We start from the raw sequence: 1,522 nt of genomic DNA on the forward strand, positions 1-1,522 counted from the left end.
ACCTGCGGAGACCGGGGACGAGATTTTGAGTCATATCGCACATCACTGCTGTCCGGTTAAAAATCGAACAAAATCAACTGATTCCCGTCGTTCTGTAAATTTTTGTCTATCATTTCCGGCTGTAATGCTTGAGATATAAGGGTTTTCTCGAATACAGAAATCGACAAAATCTGTAATATCGTGTACAGGGATTCCTCAAGCTTCAACTCCTTTTTGATGATGGCGATGAGCACGTAAGTCGAGACGGCGCACCAAATTTGCGTCTTGACCGCATTTTCGCTTGTCCCGAGGAACTTCTTGATGCGGAGGTGCTGCTTGATCCACTTGAAGAACAGTTCCACTTGCCAGCGGCTTTTGTAGAGCGCGGCAATGGTCAAGGGCGGCAGAACGGTGTTGTTCGTCAAAAATATCAGGGTCTTGTCGATCTCTTTGTCGTAGAAGCGGATTCGTCGCAGATTCTCGGGGTAATCCTTGGATGGATAAAAGCCGTTCAAAGCAATCGTCTGATCGCAGATGACGCCGTTTCTCCTGTCGCTCGATGCCGAATAAACGCGGCGGGCATCCATGCCGCGCTTGGCGCGCGTGATAAAAAAAGCACCTGTCTGATGAATCGCATACAGCCGAGAGAAGTCTAAATACCCGCGATCCATCACATAAAAGGCTCCCGCTTCGATTGGCATGATGTCTAGCACGTTAACGTCGCCCATCTTGCCGTCGCTGATGTGAATAAACGTTGGAATATTGCCGCGCAAGTCCAAAAGCGTGTGCATTTTGACGGCTCCTTTGGTCGTACGAAAGGACGCCCATTCGAATAAGCTCAGGCACAAGTCGATGGTCGTAGAGTCAAGCGCATAAACGGTGTTGCTCAGCTCTAAGCCTAAATCGCAATCGGCGTAGAGCTTGCGAGCGCGAGTGATGAGCAAGGCGGCAAGATCCGACCAAATACGCCAATTACGCGATTCGTTCGCGTCCGCCAAGGTGGAACGACGAACCTCGTAACGTAGCCCCATCGCGTACAACTTGTGGCGGTTAGCCGCCAGCGTGACTTCGATATCGCGTAAGCTTTCGCGTCCAGTCAGTTGCCCAAAAGCCATAACGCGAAACTGCTCGGCACAATTCATGCGGCGGACGCCGGAGTTCCCGGCATAGCGCTCTACTATTCGCCCAAAGCTCCTCCATGGAACGAACTCCATGATCTGCGCGAACAGCGTCTTGCCTACATTCATGCCGAATCTCCCAGGGCGTTGACCCAGGGGAATTCCATGAATGAGGAGCGCTGACGCTAAGGGGGCCCTTTGACTTCGCTAGGGGGAGACAGAGACTCCTCTAGGGCGTCCCAAAAATTTCAAATCGACGGCACGCAAAATTGAACGAAATCCCTTGTCATTATTGGGTTTTTTAGAAATGACCAGCGATTTAACCGGACAGCAGTGTTGTTTTTTACATGCTGAATGGCTTGATCACCGCTTATTGATTTTATTTCTAAATTCTTAATTTCCGCGATGTTTTTATGATTAATAAT

Annotated in this window: 1 protein-coding gene; it reads right to left on the reverse strand. The window is 49.7% G+C overall.

Annotation, left to right across the window (positions count from 1 at the left end):
* Positions 1-56: 56 nt before the first annotated feature.
* The gene (locus tag EPO09_RS21665) at positions 57-1,226 is read right to left on the reverse strand and encodes an IS4 family transposase (protein WP_290646598.1); all 1,170 of its coding nucleotides are present in this window, start codon (positions 1,224-1,226) and stop codon (positions 57-59) included.
* Positions 1,227-1,522 lie beyond the last annotated feature (296 nt).

Origin of the sequence: Aquabacterium sp. (genome assembly GCF_004297345.1) — a bacterium.
In the GTDB taxonomy this organism is placed as follows: domain Bacteria; phylum Pseudomonadota; class Gammaproteobacteria; order Burkholderiales; family Burkholderiaceae_C; genus Aquabacterium.